At 72.4% G+C, this 17,501-nt stretch carries 14 protein-coding genes; 3 read left to right on the top strand and 11 right to left on the bottom strand.

Translation table 11 applies throughout. The features are described from left to right. Positions 1-35: 35 nt before the first annotated feature. Positions 36-4,562 (bottom strand): glutamate synthase large subunit, encoded by a 4,527-nt coding sequence (gltB, locus tag Mam01_RS02355; RefSeq protein WP_204283751.1) that lies wholly within the window; start codon positions 4,560-4,562, stop codon positions 36-38. A gap of 169 nt (positions 4,563-4,731) precedes the next feature. On the opposite strand from gltB, the gene Mam01_RS02350 reads away from it, so the two are divergent. Beyond that, positions 4,732-6,399 carry a bis-aminopropyl spermidine synthase family protein gene (locus tag Mam01_RS02350; protein ID WP_204283749.1) on the top strand — a complete coding sequence of 556 codons (1,668 nt, stop codon included), beginning with the start codon at positions 4,732-4,734 and terminating at the stop codon, positions 6,397-6,399. 171 nt (positions 6,400-6,570) lie between these two features. On the opposite strand, the gene Mam01_RS02345 is transcribed toward Mam01_RS02350, so the two are convergent. The 4 genes from Mam01_RS02345 to Mam01_RS02330 form a co-directional block, all read right to left on the bottom strand. Next, on the bottom strand, positions 6,571-7,494 hold the full coding sequence (locus tag Mam01_RS02345; protein WP_204283747.1) for a hypothetical protein: 924 nt from the start codon (positions 7,492-7,494) through the stop codon (positions 6,571-6,573). Beyond that, on the bottom strand, positions 7,491-8,210 hold the full coding sequence (locus Mam01_RS02340; protein ID WP_150933145.1) for a VIT1/CCC1 transporter family protein: 720 nt from the start codon (positions 8,208-8,210) through the stop codon (positions 7,491-7,493). Before Mam01_RS02340 ends, Mam01_RS02345 begins: the two co-directional genes overlap by 4 nt. Beyond that, entirely contained in the window at positions 8,207-9,310 is a 1,104-nt protein-coding gene (lgt, locus tag Mam01_RS02335; RefSeq protein WP_204283745.1) for a prolipoprotein diacylglyceryl transferase, read from the bottom strand. Before lgt ends, Mam01_RS02340 begins: the two co-directional genes overlap by 4 nt. Positions 9,311-9,533: 223 nt before the next feature. Then, positions 9,534-10,601 carry an ADP-ribosylglycohydrolase family protein gene (locus Mam01_RS02330; RefSeq protein ID WP_204283743.1) on the bottom strand — a complete coding sequence of 356 codons (1,068 nt, stop codon included), beginning with the start codon at positions 10,599-10,601 and terminating at the stop codon, positions 9,534-9,536. A 297-nt stretch (positions 10,602-10,898) separates the two neighbouring features. Here Mam01_RS02330 and Mam01_RS02325 point away from each other — a divergent pair, with 297 nt between their 5' ends. After that, on the top strand, positions 10,899-11,225 hold the full coding sequence (locus Mam01_RS02325; RefSeq protein WP_191910043.1) for a hypothetical protein: 327 nt from the start codon (positions 10,899-10,901) through the stop codon (positions 11,223-11,225). A 357-nt stretch (positions 11,226-11,582) separates the two neighbouring features. After that, positions 11,583-12,365, top strand: a complete 783-nt coding sequence (locus tag Mam01_RS02320; protein ID WP_204283741.1) for a phytanoyl-CoA dioxygenase family protein — start codon at positions 11,583-11,585, stop codon at positions 12,363-12,365. A gap of 118 nt (positions 12,366-12,483) precedes the next feature. On the opposite strand, the gene Mam01_RS02315 is transcribed toward Mam01_RS02320, so the two are convergent. The 6 genes from Mam01_RS02315 to Mam01_RS02290 form a co-directional block, all read right to left on the bottom strand. Further along, a complete protein-coding gene (locus Mam01_RS02315) occupies positions 12,484-13,233 on the bottom strand; it encodes a DsbA family protein (RefSeq protein ID WP_239100968.1) in 750 nt (249 codons plus the stop codon). A 60-nt stretch (positions 13,234-13,293) separates the two neighbouring features. Further along, positions 13,294-13,863 carry a DoxX family protein gene (locus Mam01_RS02310; protein WP_204283739.1) on the bottom strand — a complete coding sequence of 190 codons (570 nt, stop codon included), beginning with the start codon at positions 13,861-13,863 and terminating at the stop codon, positions 13,294-13,296. Between the two features lie 138 nt (positions 13,864-14,001). Then, entirely contained in the window at positions 14,002-14,796 is a 795-nt protein-coding gene (gene trpA, locus Mam01_RS02305) for a tryptophan synthase subunit alpha (RefSeq protein ID WP_150933139.1), read from the bottom strand. A gap of 23 nt (positions 14,797-14,819) precedes the next feature. Further along, entirely contained in the window at positions 14,820-16,025 is a 1,206-nt protein-coding gene (gene trpB, locus Mam01_RS02300) for a tryptophan synthase subunit beta (protein WP_239100992.1), read from the bottom strand. 65 nt (positions 16,026-16,090) lie between these two features. Then, positions 16,091-16,915: an indole-3-glycerol phosphate synthase TrpC gene (gene trpC / locus Mam01_RS02295; protein WP_204283735.1), complete on the bottom strand. Its 825-nt coding sequence runs from the start codon at positions 16,913-16,915 to the stop codon at positions 16,091-16,093. Positions 16,916-17,072: 157 nt separating this feature from the next. Beyond that, on the bottom strand, positions 17,073-17,498 hold the full coding sequence (locus Mam01_RS02290; RefSeq protein ID WP_239100967.1) for a DUF2752 domain-containing protein: 426 nt from the start codon (positions 17,496-17,498) through the stop codon (positions 17,073-17,075). Positions 17,499-17,501: the final 3 nt, after the last annotated feature.

The following is a 17,501-nucleotide window of genomic DNA, read 5'->3' as shown; positions in this document are numbered from 1 at the left end:
GGGAATGGCGGTGGTGGTGACGACGTTCATCGGCGTCACCCGTGGGCGGCGGCCATGACCGCCTCGTCGATGTCGCGGCCCTCGGCTTCGGCGGCGGCCCGTGCCAGCAGGACCCGCTTGTAGTCGGACGGCATGATCTTCGCGAACCGGCCGAGCGCGGCGTCCCAGTCCGCCAGCAGCGCCTTGGCGACGGTGGACCCGGTCTCCGTGAAATGCCTGTCGACGATCTCCCGCAGGAACTCGGCGTCCTCGTCGTTCAGCGCCTCGAGCTCGACCATCTCGCGGTTGACCCGCTCGGGCCGCAGGTCCAGCACGTACGCCACGCCGCCCGACATGCCGGCGGCGAAGTTGCGGCCGGTCGCGCCGAGGACGACGGCCCTGCCGCCGGTCATGTACTCGCAGCCGTGGTCGCCCACGCCCTCGACGACGGCGGTCGCGCCGGAGTTGCGCACACAGAACCGCTCGCCCACGATGCCGCGGACGAAGACCTCGCCGGACGTCGCGCCGTACAGGCCGACGTTGCCCGAGACGACCTGCGTCTCGGCCTCGAACGGCGCGTCGGGGTGCGGCCGGACGACGATGCGGCCGCCCGACAGGCCCTTGCCGAGGTAGTCGTTGGCGTCGCCGGTCAGCCGCAGCGTGACGCCGCGCGGCACGAACGCGCCGAACGAGTTGCCCGCGGAGCCGGTGAACGACACGTCGATCGTGTTGTCGGGCAGGCCCGCGCCGCCGTACCGCTTGGTCACCTCGTGGCCGAGCATGGTGCCGACCGTGCGGTTGACGTTGCGGATGGGCAGCTCCAGCGTGACCGGCTCGCCGAGGTTCAGCGCACCCTCCGCGAGCTGGATCAGCGTGTTGTCCAGCGCCTTGTCGAGCCCGTGGTCCTGCTCGGCGACCCTGCGGCGCGGGGTGCCCTCGGGCAGCTCCGGCTGGTGCAGGATCGGCGACAGGTCGAGGCCGGCGGCCTTCCAGTGCTCGACCGCGCGGGTGGTGTCGAGCAGGTCGGCCCGTCCGATGACCTCGTCGAGCGAGCGGTAGCCGAGCTCGGCGAGGTACTCGCGCACCTCCTGGGCGACGAACTCGAAGAAGTTCACCACGAACTCGGGCTTGCCGCTGAACCGCTTGCGCAGCTCGGGGTTCTGCGTGGCCACGCCCACCGGGCAGGTGTCGAGGTGGCAGACCCGCATCATGACGCAGCCGGAGACGACCAGCGGAGCGGTGGCGAAGCCGTACTCCTCGGCGCCGAGCAGCGCCGCGATGACCACGTCGCGGCCGGTCTTGAGCTGGCCGTCGGCCTGCACGACGATGCGGTCGCGCAGCCCGTTGAGCAGCAGCGTCTGCTGGGTCTCGGCCAGGCCGAGCTCCCAGGGGGCGCCCGCGTGCTTGACCGAGGTCAGCGGGGAGGCTCCGGTGCCGCCGTCGTGGCCGGAGATCAGCACGACGTCGGCGTGGGCCTTGCTGACGCCCGCCGCCACGGTCCCGACCCCGACCTCGGCGACCAGCTTCACGTGGACGCGGGCGCGCGGGTTCGAGTTCTTCAGGTCGTGGATGAGCTGGGCGAGGTCCTCGATCGAGTAGATGTCGTGGTGCGGCGGCGGCGAGATGAGGCCGACGCCGGGGGTGGAGTGCCGGGTCTTGGCGATCCACGGGTACACCTTGTGACCGGGCAGCTGGCCGCCCTCGCCGGGCTTGGCGCCCTGCGCCATCTTGATCTGCAGGTCATCGGCGTTGACGAGGTATTCGCTGGTCACGCCGAACCGGCCGGAGGCCACCTGCTTGATCGCGCTGCGCCGCTCGGGGTCGTGCAGCCGCTCGGGGTCCTCGCCGCCCTCGCCGGTGTTCGACTTGGCGCCGAGCCGGTTCATCGCGATGGCCAGCGTCTCGTGCGCCTCCATCGAGATGGAGCCGTACGACATGGCGCCGGTGGAGAACCGCTTCACGATCGACTCGACCGGCTCGACCTCGTCGATCGGGATCGGCGCGCCGGCGGGACGCAGCTTGAACAGGCCGCGCAGCGTCATGAGCTTCTCGGACTGCCCGTCCACCAGGGACGTGTACTCCTTGAAGATCTCGTACCGCCGGGTGCGGGTGGAGTGCTGGAGCTTGAAGACGGTGGTCGGGTTGAACAGGTGCGGCTCGCCCTCGCGGCGCCACTGGTACTCGCCGCCGACCTCCAGCCGCCGGTGCGGGTTCTCCGCGCGGGGGTAGGCCCGCGCGTGCCGCTCCAGCGCCTCTCTGGCCAGCACGTCGAAACCGACGCCGCCGAGGCGGGAGGTGGTGCCGGTGAAGCACCTGTCGATGACCTCGGCGCCGAGGCCGAGGGCCTCGAAGATCTGCGCGCCGGTGTAGGAGGCGACCGTGGACACGCCCATCTTGGACATGACCTTCAGGACGCCCTTGCCGTACGCCTTGATGAGGTTGCGCACGGCCTTGCGCGGGTCCAGGTCGAGCTGACCGGTCGCGATCATGTCCTCGACCGTCTCCAGGGCGAGGTAGGGGTTGATCGCGCTCGCGCCGTACCCGACGAGCAGGGCCATGTGGTGGCACTCGCGGGCCTCGCCGGTCTCGATCACGAGGCCGACCCGGGTGCGGGACTTCTCCCGGATGAGGTGGTGGTGCACCGCGCCGGTGAGCAGCAGCGACGGGATCGGCGCCCGCTCGCGGGAGGACCCGCGGTCGGACAGCACGATGATCCGGGCGCCGTCCTCGATGGCCCGGGAGACCTCCAGGCGGATCTCCTCCAGCCGCCGCACCAGCGCCTCGCCGCCGCCGGCGGCGTCGAACAGGCCGGACACGACGTACGGCTGGAAGCCGGGCAGCGCGCCCTCGTCGTTGATGTGGACGATCTTCGCGAGCTCGTCGTTGTCGATCACCGGGTAGGGCAGCACGAGCCGGCGGCACGAGGCCGGGCCGGGGTCGAGCAGGTTGCCCTCGGGGCCGATCGTCGACTGCAGCGAGGTGACGAGCTCCTCGCGGATGGCGTCCAGCGGCGGGTTCGTGACCTGCGCGAAGAGCTGGCTGAAGTAGTCGAACAGCAGCCGCGGCTTCTCGCTCAGCACGGCGACGGGGCTGTCGGTGCCCATCGAGCCGATCGGCTCGGCGCCGTTGCGCGCCATCGGCGTGAGGATGATCCGGAGCTCTTCCTCGGTGTAGCCGAAGGTCTGCTGCCGCTTGACCAGCGCCTCGTGGGTGGGGTGCTCGTGCTCGCGCTCGGGCAGCTCCTCGAAGCGGACCAGGCCCGCGTGCAGCCACTCGCCGTACGGCTCGGCGGCGGCGAGCTCGGCCTTGACCTCGTCGTCCTCGATGATCCGGCCGCGCTCGGTGTCCACGAGGAACATCCGGCCCGGCTGCAGGCGGCCCTTGCGGACGACCTTCTCCTGCGGGATGTCGGACAGCACGCCGGCCTCGGAGGCGAGCACGACCAGGCCGTCGTCGGTGACCCAGAACCGGCCGGGACGCAGGCCGTTGCGGTCGAGGACCGCGCCGACCAGCGTGCCGTCGGAGAAGGTGATGGACGCGGGGCCGTCCCACGCCTCCATGAGGGTGGAGTGGAACTCGTAGAAGGCCCGGCGGGCCGGGTCCATCTCGGTGTGGTTCTCCCACGCCTCCGGGATCATCATCAGCACGGCGTGCGGCAGCGACCTGCCGCCGAGGTGCAGCAGTTCCAGCGTCTCGTCGAACGAGGCGGTGTCGGAGCCGTCCGGGTCGCAGATGGGGAACAGCCGCCGCAGGTCGCCCGGGATCAGGCCGGTGGCGAGCATCGCCTCGCGGGCGCGCATCCAGTTGCGGTTGCCGCGGACGGTGTTGATCTCACCGTTGTGCGCGACGTACCGGTACGGGTGGGCCAGCGGCCAGGAGGGGAAGGTGTTGGTCGAGAAGCGCGAGTGGACCAGCGCGATGGCGCTGACGTAGCGCTCGTCGGACAGGTCGGCGAAGAACGGCTCGACCTGCAGCGAGGTCAGCATGCCCTTGTAGACGATGGTCCGCGAGGACAGCGAGGAGAAGTAGACGTCCGCCTCGTGCTCGGCCCGCTTGCGGAAGGCGAACACGATCCGGTCGAGGGCGACGCCGGTCTCGCCGCCGGGGGAGGTCACGAAGAGCTGCGCGAAGTGGGGCATGACCGCCCGCGCGGTGGCGCCGGGCAGGTCGCGGTCGACCGGCAGGTCGCGCCAGCCGAGGATGCTCACGCCCTCCTCGGCGGCGATCTCCTCGATGAGGCCGATCGCGGTCTGCCTGGCCTGCTCGTCCGCCGGCAGGAACGCGGTGCCCGCGGCGTACGCGCCCGCGGCCGGCAGCTCGAATTCGACCACCGCGCGGAAGAACGCGTCGGGGATCTGGGTGAGGATGCCCGCTCCGTCGCCGGTGTCCGGCTCGCTGCCGCTCGCGCCCCGATGGTCGAGGTTGCGGAGGGCCGTCAGTGCCTTGGCGACGATGTCGTAGCTGCGGCGACCCTGCACGTCGGCGACCATGGCGACGCCGCAGGCGTCGTGCTCATAGGCGGGGTCGTAGAGTCCCTGAGGCTCGGGGAGACCTCCGGGAAGGCCAAGGCGGGCAGCAGGCATGTAGTCACTCCCGTCGTCAACTTCTGCGTGGAACAGAGGGACGACGCTGGCCCTGCTGCGGTTGTGGTGCTTAGAGATTACAACACGCTGCCGGAATAGTGCCCCCCCGGTCCACTTCGCGAACCTTCACAGGTCAGCGCGGTGGATAGGGCCTCGATAGGGTTTGTCCATGGGTGGTCATGAGGCGATCGACGAACTGCTGGCGGAGGCCGGCGTGGACGGCCTGCGCCTGCGCGGAGCACTGGCGCTCCTCTCAGGCGGGCGCTGGTGGACCCTGTCCGACCTGGTACGGGAGACCGCGACGCCACGGCGGACGATCGAGTCGCTGCTGCGGGTGCTCCCCCTTGAGCACAGCGGCGAACGTGTCCGTATACCCATGGATCAGGTCAACCGCTTCAACGCGGGGGTCGAGCCGGAAATTTCCGATCTCGGGAATCCGGTGTCCGAAATGGTGCCGGAACACGCCGAAACCCTCGCCCGTCTGGAGCGGCTGATCGCCGAGGCCCCCCGGGGCCGGCACGCGCTCGACCATGTCTCCGCGACCGCCGAGACCGTGCTGCGCCGCGCCCTCCTGCTCGGGCGGCGGTTCTGGCTGCCCGGCGCCCGCCTGCTCTGCGTCGGCGACCACGACCTGACCTCGCTGGCCGTACGGATGGTCCACCCGGAGGTCGAGGTGGCGGTGGCCGACATCGACGACCGCATCCTGGAGTTCATCGACGCCCAGGACCTCGGGGTGCGCACCCGGTGGGCCGACCTGCGCCTCGGCCTGCCGCCGTCGCTGCGCGGCTGGGCCGACCTCGCGGTCACCGACCCGCCGTACACGCCGGAGGGGATCGGGCTGTTCGCCGCCCGGGCCGCCGAGGGCCTGCGCGACCGCGAGCGGGGACGCATCCTCGTGGCGTACGGCGCCTCCGAGCGCACCCCGATGCTCGCGCTGAAGGTGCAGAAGGCGCTTGTCGACCTCAACCTGCTGCATGAGGCGATATTTCCGCACTTCAACCGGTATCACGGGGCGGAGGCGATCGGCAGCGCGGCGGACCTCTATGTGCTGCGTCCCACCACGAAGACCTGGCCCGCGATCGCCGCGCGGCTCGACCGCCTCGCCACGGCCATCTACACGCAGGGCCCCCAGGCCGTGGAGTCCGCCCCCGCCGGGCGTCCCGACAGGGCAGCGAAGGCCACAGGCGGCGCGGCCGGCCCGGGTGCGGACAGCGCGGCCGACAGGGCGGCCGACAGGGCGGCCGACAGCGCGGCGGAGGAGGCGGCGGTGACCGCGTTCGGGCCGGGCCTGCTCGCCGGGGACTGGCCGCGCGGCCTGCTGCCCCAGGTGCCCCGCACCCGGCTCGCGACACTGCTGGCCAAGCCGTACGCCGCCGACCCGGAGCGGGTGGCGATCGCGGTGCCGGCCGGGCTGGAGGCGGCCCTGCCCCGCCTGCTGCTCGCGACCCGGGCCCGGCACGTGCGGGTGCTCCTCGCCGCCCCGGTCGCCGGGCTGCCCGCGCTGGCCGCGTTGCTCGCCCCGGTCTACGAACTCACCGCCGAGGGCCGTGTCCTCGACGCCGTACGGCTCGCGCCTCCGGAGGGCGGGCCGGACCGGATCATCCGCGCGATCCTCGACAGCGCGCACGGCAAGCTCGCCAACACCTGGCGGGAGGCCCTCACCAGGCCCGACCTCGTCAGGGCCGGCCTCACCACAACGCCCGGGCTCACCAAGCGGCAGGCCAGGGCCGCCGTCGAGGAGGCCGCTCCCTGGGCCGGCGACGCGACGCCGCTCGAACTCCCACTCCACCGGCTCACCCAGATGACGGCGGAGATCACCGGCCCCACCCCGGCCTGACCCTCGCCGAGGATTCACCGGCAGGGCGAGTCCCGCACCGCGATCAGCCGAGGCTTCGCGTTCCCTCCCCCGCCCGTCGCCGCCGGGATACCGGCGGGCGGGTGCGAACGGGTGCGCTTCCGGGGTCTCGGCCGGTGCGCCGACCGGCTGCCGGCCCTTGCACCGGGCGTACTACTGGGCGGCCGGGGCGGAGGGGGACGGCGGCACTGTCGCGGAAGAGGCCGGAGAGGCGCCGGGATCGGACGGCGGGTCCTCCGCGGGCTGGGCGGTGTCGGCCGGGCCCGGCGGCTGCGCGGGGTCCGACGGGACGCCGGCGACGGCGACCACCCGGCGGAAGACCGCTCTTTCCGCCTCCCGCACGGCCAAGCCGAGCATGACGAAGTCGTCGTTCTCCCCCGGCTCGGCGCCGTCGGTCCTGCCGATCCAGGCCACGCCGAGGTAGTGCCCCATGACCTGGGCGCTGGCCTCGCTGTAGGTGCCGAACTTCGCCCGGGGGGATTCGAGCGGCTGCACCCAGGAGCCCCGGTAGAGATCCGCCAGCGACGTGGCCAGCGACTCGGCGGCGGCGACCGACGACAGGTTGAACAGCGTGTACTGCGCGAGGTAACCCCCGTCGGCAGTGGCGTACAGGCCGCGGACGGCCTGGGTGCATCCGGCCTTCGCGAGGGAGTCGGCGAGGTCGGCGCCCCACACGGCTCCCCCGCAGGCCTGGTCGAGACGGCTGGTGAGGCGGCGCAGCGTGATCTTGCTCGCGCTGAGTGTCCGGGCGCCGAACACCTCCTGGACGCTCAGCGGCGCGCCGTCCGCCTTGCGGTCCGCGATCGGGGCGAACTCCTTCAGGGACGGCCAGGACTGGAAGGACGACGGCAGTCCCTGGCCCGCGATGTCCGCCGTCGCTCCCGTCGGCGCCGCGGGCCCGCCTCCGCCCAGCGCGTTGACCACCAGTGTCAGCACCAGGGCGATCGCCAGCACGCCCACGGCGGTCACGGACCACACGAGCACGCGTTGCTGCCGGTCGTCCAGCCCGAGCTCGGTGAGGGTGGATCCGGCCCAGCGCTCGGCCGTCGCGGACGACCGGCGCTTGCGCTTGGTCATAGACCGCCGGTTCCTATCAGCGAGCCCAGTCCCCATGTCAGCGCCGCCGCCACGGCCCCCACCACGAGCTGGCGGAGGCCGCTGAACCACCAGCTTCTGGCCGTCACGCGCGAGACCACCGCGCCGGCGACGAACAGCGCCACCATGGACGCGGCGGCCGGGATCCACAGGCTCCGCGCGCCGAGCAGGTACGGCAGGAGCGGGACCAGTGCGCCGAGGGCGAACGACAGGAATGACGACCCGGCGGCGAGCAGCGGCGACGGCAGGTCGCCGGGGTCCACGCCCAGCTCGGCCCGCGTGTGGACGGCGAGCGCCTCCTCCGGGTCGCGGGAGATCTGGCGCGCGACCTCCCTGGCGGTCTCCGGATCCACGCCCCGCTGGACGTACATCTGGGCCAGCTCGGCCTCCTCGGCCTCGGGATGCCGCTCCAGCTCCCGCCGCTCCACGTCGATCTCGGCCTCGGCCAGCTCGCGCTGGCTGGCGACCGACACGTACTCGCCGCCCGCCATGGAGAACGCTCCGGCGGCCAGGCCGGCGATGCCCGCGAGGGCGATGATCCTGGTCTCGGCGGTGCCGCCGGCGACGCCTGCGATGAGCGCGAAGTTGGACACCAGGCCGTCCATCGCGCCGAACACCGCGGGCCGCAGCCATCCGCCGGTGACGTCCCTGTGCTGGTGGTGTGCCTCGGCCCGTGCCCCCGTCCTGGCCTCGGTCATCGCCGCCCGGCCTCCGGTTCCGGCATGGTCCCGCCGTCGCCGGTGGCGCCGGCGCCCGCCGGCGCCCTGTCCCCCTCACCGGAGTCCGCCGGAGCGTCATCGGAGCCCGCAGAAGCGGAGTCCACCGATGTGGAGTCCACGGATGCGGGGCCGGTGTTGTCGGTCGCGGTCGTGTCCTCCTGGGCGGTGGGCAGGCCGCCGGCCTCCCCGCCGCCGAGCTCGGGCTCGTCGGCCTGGTCCCGCTGGTGGGCGGGGTCGGCGCCCTCGCCGTCCCCCGCGAGGACGCCGACCGGCTCCTCACCCGTCCGGTTGCGGGACAGCAGCAGGTACGCGACGGCGCACAGGAAGATGACGATCGAGGTCCACTGGTTCAGCCGGAGGCCGAGGATCTCGTGCGCGGGATCGACCCGCAGCCCCTCGATCCAGAAGCGGCCCAGCGTGTAGCCCGCGATGTACAGCGCGAACACCCGGCCGTGGCGGAGGCCGAAGCGGCGGGCGGCCAGGATCAGCACGCCGGCGAGCGCCAGGTCCCACAGCGACTCGTACAGGAAGGTCGGGTGGTAGGTGCTCGCGCCGGGGACGGTGCCCGGGCGGCCCGGCTCGATCTCCAGAGCCCACGGCAGGGTGGTGGGGCCGCCAAAAAGCTCCTGGTTGAAGTAGTTGCCCCAGCGGCCGATGGCCTGGGCGACGGCCACGCCGGGGGCGAGGGTGTCGGCCACGGCCGTGAAGGAGATGCCGCGGCGGCGGCAGGCGATCCAGACGCCGAGCGCGCCGAGCGCGACCGCGCCCCAGATGCCGAGGCCGCCCTCCCAGATGAACAGGGCGTCGATCGGCCGCTTGGGCGCGTCGGAGCCGAAGTAGATCTGCCAGTCGGTGATGACGTGATAGAGACGTCCGCCGACGAGGCCGAACGGCACGGCCCAGACCGCGAGGTCGGTGACCGTCCCGGGGGCGCCGCCACGGGCGCGCCAGCGGCGTTCGCCGATCCAGACGGCGACGACGACGCCGAGCACGATGCACAGGGCGTACGCGCGGATCGGGATCGGTCCGAGATTCCAGACCCCCTGTGACGGGCTGGGAATCGAGGCGAGGAGGGGCATGTAACGTGACGTTACCGCAAGAGGGGGCGAGTCCGGTGCCCGCCGCGTTCATCGGTACCAGGACGTGCTCCGGCCGACCTGACGGTGTCCCCCGCCGGCCCTGCGCCACGGCCTCGGCGGCTTCCCACCGCCTCCCCCGGGCGGTCCGGACCGGGACTCCGCCACGCTCCGAGCCGCCGAAATTCGAGCCGCCGAAATCCGAGCCGGCCCGCGTCCAGAGGGGTCACTCCGGGGGCGGGCCTGCGCGGAGGGCGGCCAGGCGGGCCGCGAGGGCCGGCAGTCCGGGATACTCGCCGAGGTCCACCAGCCCGAGCCAGCCGAGCGCGGCCACCCCTTCCGGTTCGCGGGCGCCGAGGACCCCGCCGACGAGTGCGGCGACCGTGTCGGTGTCGCCGCCCAGGGACACGGCGTACGGCAGCGCCGCGGCGAGGGTGGGGGCCTCCCGCATCACGTGGACCACGGCGGCGACGGTCTCGGCGGCGTCCAGCGAGACCCCCTCGGACGGGGGCGTCCACCGGCCGTGAGCGGCGTCCACGACGGCTTCCATCGCAGCGTGCGTCACGGTTCCCGTCACTGCGTCGGCAGGTGTCCGGTGCCCGCCCGCCGTCACACCGTCCGCCCCGCTGTCCATCACGGCGTCCGCAGGCTCGGGAAGCCCGTCCGCCCATCGGGCCTCGTCCGCCGCCACCTCCAGCAGGGCGGGCACGCTCTCCCCCTCCACGGCGTACGACGCCATCGCCGCGATCACGCAGGCCGCCGCCACGGCCGCGGGGGCCCGGTGCGTCGCGGCGGACACGACCTCGCAGAGCCGGCGGCGCAGAGCGGGCCGGTCGGGCGGCACGGCCCAGCCGATCGGAGCGGCGCGCATGGCCGCGCCGTTGGTCGGCCGGTCTCCGGCCGTGGGTACGGGCGGCTCACCCACGGCGTGGAAGTGCGCCAGGGCGTGCCGGGTGGTGGGTCCGAGGCCGCGCACGGCCGGAGCCACCTCGGCGAGGCGGGTCAGGAACTCCAGGGAGGTGGGGCGGCCGCCGGTGTCGGCCAGGCACCGCGCGACCAGCACCATCTGCGCCGTGTCGTCCGAGGTCGACCCGCGCGGCCACCCCCTGTCCGGGACGGGGAGCCGGACGACCCGCTCGGGGTCGATCCGCTCCGGGCCGCGCCCCTCCCACGGCACGCCGAGCGCGTCGCCGGCCGCGAAGGCCGTCATCGCCTGGTGGATCCGTACGGCGACGTCTCGCCGGGGGTCACCGACCGGTATGGAGTGTGGGGCTAAACGGTCGTCGCGGGGCATGCCGGAATCGTGACCCGCCACGCGCCGATAAAACCCCCGAGCATCGAGACCCGCCGAACGCCGACACCCCTGAACGCCGATGCCCGAACGCGACATCTCTGAACATCGACGTGGAGGGCGAGGTCGCAGCGGAGCCGTGAGCGAGGCGCGTCGGCGCGCCGTCCCACGACGGAACCCGCGACTGGACCCGCGACGGCGCGGTAGGGGCGTCCGGCCCTTGAAATGGCGACGCACGGGCCGTCGGCCGGTCCCACAGGTCCCTGGTGAGCCGAGCGCCGAAACGGGCAGACTCCGATCATGAACGACACACTCACGCCCGAGGCGGTCATGGTGGAGACGAGCGGGCAGGTGCCCGCGGGAGCGGTCACCGAGGCGCGGGAACGCATCGCGTCGGTGTCCAGGTTCACCGCCAAACCGATCCTCTACGCCAGGGTCAGCCTCGCCTACAGCCCGTCGCTCAGCCCGGGAGAACGGTGCGCCGCGCGGGCGGTCCTCGACGTCAACGGGCAGCCCGTGCACGCCCAGGCCGAGGCGGAGACCATGCACCTCGCGATCGTGGAGGTCCAGCACCGCCTCCGGGTCGGCCTGGACCGCCTGTCCTACCGCCCGGCCCACCGGGGCTGAACTTCCCCGGCCGGCGCGGCTCCGGCGGGGTGTCACGGCCGAGTGGCCGGTGGCGGCTCGGCGGACTGCGGCTCGGCGGACTGCGGCAGGGCGCGACGCAAGTCGGTCCAGCGGACAGACTCACCTCAGGATGAACCGTCGCGCCCTGGCGGGGTTGGCATGAGTCCGGAACGGGCACCCGGATTGGTCGCTGCCCGCATACTCGGCTTCATCGAGCACACCGCTGATCAGGACTGAACCGAAGCCGTCCTTCGCGGCCGGGTCGGTATGGCTACCGGGCTCCGGTGGGCCTGCCTCTGGGACCAGGACTCCCATAAAGCTTTGGCCTGACGGCGCCGCGGCGAAGATGCTGTGAGCATGTTGAGCGACGCGCAGGTGAGGACGTTCATCACAGACGGCTTCGTCCGGATCCGGGGCGCGTTCCCCAGAGAGATCGCGGACGAGTGCCGCGAGATCATCTGGCGGGACCTCGACGCCGATCCCGACGATCCGGCCACATGGCCGCGGCCGGTGGCGGCACGCCCTGACTACGCGCAGGCGCCGTTCGAGACCGCGGCCAACACGCCGCGTCTGCACGCCGCATTCGACGACCTCGTGGGAGTGGGGCGGTGGTTGCCCCGCACGAGCCTGGGAGGCTTTGTTATCCGCTTCCCCGGGGACGAACCGGCCGTTGTCGACGGGTGGCACGTCGATGTGAGCTTCCCCGGCCACGACTCCGATCCGGGCGACTACCTGACCTGGCGTGCGAACGTCGAGTCCAGGGACCGCGCACTGCTGATGTTCTTCCTGCTCTCGGACATCGATGAGAACGCCGCGCCAACTCGCCTGCGCGTGGGTTCTCACCTGGACGTGGCGCGGGTCCTGGAACCTGAGGGCGAGGACGGCTTGGACGCCAGGGAGCTGGCCCGCCATGCGGAGAGCGCCGGCACGCGTCGTCCGGTCGTCCACGCCACGGGCAGCGCGGGCGACGTCTACCTCTGTCACCCGTTTCTGGTGCACGCCGGCCAGCCGAACCTCGGAAAAGAGCCCCGTTTCCTTGGCCAGCCGAAACTCCGCCCGGCCGAGCCGCTCCAGCTCGACCGTGCGGACGGGGCCTTCTCCCCAGTCGAGGCTGCGATCAGGCGAGGCCTTGGACGGTGACCATCCATTTTTGGTCACAAGCCAGGCGGAGCGCCCGGAGCCGTGCCCTGATCCGTGTGCGCAGCATCCGGACCAGGGCTTCCGACCGGGGCTTCCGGCCAGGGCGTACGCCTCCGGGTCAGCTCTTGGCGGCGTTGATCACGGCGTCGCGCAGCGCGCTCGGCACGAACGCGGTCGTGCTGTCGAGCTCCTTGCCGTTGATCTTGATGGTCGGCGTGCCGCCCAGCTTCTGCGTGCTCATGACCTGCTGCGTGTACGTCTGGTGCGCCTGGACGTTGCCCTGCTTGCGTACGCAGTCGTCGAAGCCGGAGGAGGTCACGCCCGCCTCCTTGCCCCACGAGATCAGCTGGTCCACGGAGAACCCGCTGGAGGTCTCGCTCGGCTGGTTCTTGTAGAGCTTGTCGTGGAACGCGACCCACTGCCGGCCGTCCGTGATGCACCGGGCGGCCGAGGCCGCGCGCAGCGAGTTGCTCTTGGTCGGCTCCTGCGTGAAGATCGTGATCACGTGGTAGGCGACCTTCGCCTTGCCCTCGGCGGCCAGGTTCTTCAGCGTGGCGCCGCTGGTCTCCTCGAACTGCTTGCACGCCGGGCACTGGAAGTCCTCGTAGACGTCGACCACGGGCGTGGTGACCCCCGGCTGGGCCATCACGACAGTCCCGTCCTCCTGCACGGTCACCGCGGCGAGGCCGCCGGTGACCTTCTCCGAGGCGCCCTGCCGCACCGACCACACGACGAAGGCGGCCGCGACCACGACGACCACCGCGATGGTGGCGATCATCGTGACGCGCCTGCGCTGGTCCTGCTTGCGCAGGGCCTCCCGCTGCGCCGCGATGCGCGCCTTGGCCGCCTCGCTCGTCCGCTTGCTCACGAACCTTCCCCCCTGCTGTCACCGCGGCCGGACCCTGCGCCGGACCCGCGGTCCTGCCTCTCAGTCGCGGTCGTCCCGGCCCTCGTCCGGACCGTCCTCGTCCACCGGCTCCCGGGTTCCCCCGAAACCGAGAGCCGAGTCAAGCGACAGGCGGCTCACCGGCTTCACGACGATCCACGCCGCACAGGCGAGCAGCCCGATGTCACGTACAAGTTCCCAGAAGTAGTTGGGGTCCTGACCCGCGGCGAGGGTGCCGTCGCCGCCGAAGCAGCCGCAGTCGATGCGCAGCCCTCTGGCCCACGCGGACCCGATGCCGATGACGAACGCCACCATCAGCACGCCGCCGACTCCCGCCGCCACCCGGGTGAACAGGCCGACGAGCAGCAGCAGCCCCGCGATGATCTCCACGACGGGCAGGCCGTACCCGACGACCTGCGCCAGGGACTCCGGCAGCAGCTGATAGGCGCGAACCGCCTGCACCGACAGGGCGGGCGCTCCGATCTTGAGCGCGCCCGCGACGATCAGTACGGCCGCCAGCACGACGCGCGCCGCGGTCGTGACCCAAGGGAGCGCCGGTTTCGCGGACGGTAACCGGCCGGACACCTGAGCGCCGGATGCCAACTGAACCATCAGACTCCTCGCCCGGTAGGCAACACCGACTGAACAGTACCGGGACCCAACCTCACCATGTGCGGGATAAGAGCATGGTAAGCGGTGGCGTTTCCGCTGCTCGCGGCGGTACCGGGGGGAGAAAGCCGGAGATCCGGCTCAGCGCCGGACACCCCTGGCGAGTTCCTCCCCGAGTTCGCGTACCGCCGCAAGACCGGACGTCTCGTCCGGCGCGTCGAGCAGGCGCCGGATGAAGGCCGACCCGACGATGACCCCGTCGGCGTACGACGCGACCTCGGCGGCCTGGGCGCCGTTCCCGACACCGAGACCCACGCAGACCGGCAGCGACGTGTGCGCCCTGGTCTTCTTGACCAGTCCCTCGGCCGCCGAGCTGACCGACTCCCTGGCGCCGGTCACGCCCATCAGCGAGGCCGCGTACACGAAACCGGTGCAGCAGGCGGCGACCCGGGCGATGCGCTCGTCCGGCGAGCTGGGCGCGACGAGGAAGACCGTGCCGAGGCCGGACTCCCGGCTCGCGTCGAGCCAGGGCCCGGACTCCTCGGGCGTCAGGTCCGGCGTGATCGTCCCGACGCCGCCCGCCGAGGCGAGGTCCCGGGCGAAGCGCTCGGCGCCGTAGCGGTCGATCGGGTTCCAGTACGTCATCACCAGCGTCGCGGCCCCGGACTTCGCCACGCCCTCGACGGTGCGCAGCACATCGGCGATGCGGGTGCCGTTCTCCAGCGACCGGTGCACCGCGTCCTGGATCGTCGGGCCGTCCATCAGCGGATCGGAGTACGGCAGGCCGATCTCGATCACGTCGCAGCCGGCCTCGACCATCGCGGTCGCGGCCTTCACCGCGCCGTCCTTGGTCGGGAAGCCGGCCGGCAGGTAGCCGACGAGCGCGGCCCTGTCCTCGGCGCGTGCCTTGTCGAACACCGCCTGGAGTGTCGTCATCGGGATGCCCTATCGATGCTGGATCAGAGGTTGAAGTACTTCATGGCGGTGCCCATGTCCTTGTCGCCGCGTCCGGAGAGGTTCACCAGGATCACGGCGTCCGGGCCGAGTTCACGGCCGAGCCGCAGCGCGCCCGCGAGCGCGTGGGAGGACTCGATGGCCGGGATGATGCCCTCGGTGCGCGCCAGCAGGGCGAAGGCCTCCATGGCCTCCTCGTCGGTCACGCCCTCGTAGGTGGCGCGTCCGCTGTCCTTGAGCCACGCGTGCTCGGGGCCCACGCCGGGGTAGTCGAGACCGGCGGAGATCGAGTGCGACTCGATCGTCTGGCCCTCGTCGTCCTGCAGGACATAGGTGCGGGCGCCGTGCAGCACGCCGACGCTGCCCTGGGTGAGGGTGAGCGCGTGCTCGCCGGTCTCCGCGCCCCGGCCGCCGGCCTCGTAGCCGTACAGCCGGACGCCCTCGTCCGGGATGAAGGCGTGGAAGAGGCCGATGGCGTTCGACCCGCCGCCGACGGCGGCACAGACCGCGTCGGGCAGGCGGCCGATGAGCTCCCGCACCTGGCGGCGCGCCTCGACTCCGATGATCCGGGCGAAGTCCCGGACGATCTCGGGGAACGGGTGCGGCCCGGCGACCGTGCCGAACAGGTAGTGGGTGTGCTCCACGTTCGTGACCCAGTCGCGGAACGCCTCGTTGATGGCGTCCTTGAGGGTCTGGCTGCCGTTCGTGACCGGGACGACCGTCGCGCCGAGGAGCTTCATCCTGGCGACGTTGAGCGCCTGGCGCTCGCAGTCGACGGCGCCCATGTAGATGACGCACTCCAGGCCCATCAGCGCCGCGGCGGTGGCGGTGGCGACGCCGTGCTGGCCCGCCCCGGTCTCCGCGATGACCCGCCGCTTGCCCAGCCGCCTGGTCAGCAGCGCCTGGCCGAGCACATTGTTGATCTTGTGGGCCCCGGTGTGGGTGAGGTCCTCGCGCTTGAGCAGGATCCGCGCGCCGCCCGCGTGCTCCGCGAACCGCGGCACCTCGGTCAGCGTCGTGGGACGGCCCGCGTACGTGCGCAGCAGGTGGTCGAACTCGCGGACGAAGTCGAGATCGGTCTTGGCCTTCTCGTACTCGGCGGCCACCTCGTCGAGGGCCGGGATGAGCGCCTCGGGCACGTACCGGCCGCCGAATATGCCGAACTTGCCCCGGACGTCCGGATCGTCGCCGCCGACCCCGCCCCCGGCCAGGTCGGCGGGGGTGATGATGGTCTCGTCCGTCGAGGTCACTCGGCCTCCTTCTGCGGTGCTGTCGTTCACGGGTGCCTCTCGGAGCCGGTGTCCTGCCGCGAGGCCGGGTGCGCGCCCGCGGTCACCAGGTCGTTGACCGCGGCCTTGGGGTCCCTGCCGGTGACGAGGCTCTCGCCCACCAGCACCGCGTCGGCCCCCGCCCGCGCGTACGCGAGCAGGTCGTGTGGCCCGCGCACCCCGGACTCCGCGATCTTGATGACGCCGTCCGGCACCTTGGGCGCGAGCCGGGCGAACACCTCGCGGTCCACCTGCAGCGTCTTCAGGTCGCGGGCGTTGACGCCGACGACCTTCGCGCCGGCGTCCACCGCGCGGGTCAGCTCCTCCTCGGTGTGCACCTCGACGAGCGGGCAGAGCCCGATCGACTCGGCCCGCTCGATCAGCGAGACGAGCGCCTGCTGGTCGAGGGCCGCCACGATCAGCAGGGCGAGGTCGGCGCCGTGCGCCCGGGCCTCCCACAGCTGGTAGGAGGTGACGATGAAGTCCTTGCGCAGGACGGGCACGTCGACCGCGGCCCGCACGGCCGCGAGGTCGGCGAGCGTGCCGCCGAACCTGCGCCGCTCGGTCAGCACGCTGATGACGTGCGCGCCGCCCTCCTCGTAGTCGGCGGCGAGCGCGGCGGGGTCGGCGATGGCGGCGAGCGCGCCCTTGGACGGGCTCGACCTCTTCACTTCGGCGATCACCGAGACCCGGTCGCCGCCGAGCGCGGCGTAGGCGTCCAGGGGCTCGGGGGCTCGGGCGGCGATGCGCTTGAGCTCCTCGATCGGCACGTCGCGCTGCCGCTCCTCGAGGTCCTCCCGCACGCCCACGATGATGTCGTCAAGAACACTCACGCGTCCTCCTCGCCTTCGGCTCGGAGCTCGCGCGAATCACCTGTCCGCTCGCTCACGCGCAAGGGTCCCTCCGGTCGGCTGCTCTCGGTCGGCTGCTCTGCGTTCCTGCCCTGCGATGGTATCGGCCCGTCTCGCGTCGATCGGCCACAGGGTCGCGTCACGGAGCGAGGAAATGCCCGAAAGGCACATTACGCACTACCCAGAAGACGGCCGCGACGGCGATCAGTCCCCACAGGTAGACGGGGCGTGCGGCACCCGGGCCGACGGGCCGCCCCTGCCATGATCGTAACGTCCACCTGGCCCATGCCGCGATCACGACAGGAACGCAAACGACAAAGAGAAGGTTCATGCGCGCGGCGCCGGCGAGGTCGGCGTGCGCGAGATCGTGCACGGCGCGCAGGGCGCCGCAGCCCGGGCAGTACAGACCGGTGAGGTAGTAGAAGGGACAGACGGGGTAGTGACCCGGCTCGTGCGGGTCGACCACCGCCAGGTACGCCACCGCCGCGGCGAGACCGGCCGCGGCGCCGAACGGCGCGCGCAGCGACCGCATCCGGTCCCGCGCGCGCCGTCCGGTCACGTCCACGTG

Source organism: Microbispora amethystogenes (assembly GCF_016863015.1).
GTDB lineage: Bacteria > Actinomycetota > Actinomycetes > Streptosporangiales > Streptosporangiaceae > Microbispora > Microbispora amethystogenes.
The sequence above is the reverse complement of the archived record's forward strand: the minus strand, read 5'-3'. Positions and strand labels throughout refer to the sequence as shown.